Source organism: uncultured Algibacter sp. (genome assembly GCF_947495675.1).
Classification (GTDB): Bacteria; Bacteroidota; Bacteroidia; order Flavobacteriales; family Flavobacteriaceae; genus Algibacter_B.
Window position 1 is genome coordinate 1 of sequence record NZ_CANLZX010000058.1, and the last position, 460, is coordinate 460.

Consider the following 460-nt stretch of genomic DNA (forward strand, 5'->3'; position numbering starts at 1 on the left):
CATTATTATCTGTTAAGCTTGTGGCTCCTGTGGATCCTACTGGCGATGACCAATAGTTATACCAATATGGATTTGATGTACCTTCTTGTCTGCGTAATATTTTACCCGCTGATGAGGTCACTAAATCACTCGTGGTGGTTTGTATTAACTGAGAATCACCTTCTAAATCTATTGTGCCATTTAATGCTAAATACCAACTGTTTTCAACTAAATTGTCGCCTTGTATTGTTAATCTTTTATCATGATCAATAAATAATCCTAGTGTTTTTATTTCATGATTTGCTGTTACATTGTTTTGAATATCTACTATACTCCATGATTTGTTTGTTGACACAGCTTCTATATCCCATACATCACCATGTAACCATGTGCTTTCACTTGTCCATGCTCCATCGCTTATTGTCGCATATGGCATAGGTGCCGTTTGTGCTTGTACTGTAGTGATATTATGTAATCTAAG

1 pseudogene is annotated in these 460 nt (G+C 35.9%); it reads right to left on the minus strand.

Features of this window, described 5'->3' with window-relative positions:
• A pseudogene (locus Q0842_RS16080) lies at positions 1-460 on the minus strand (hypothetical protein); the annotation flags it as partial.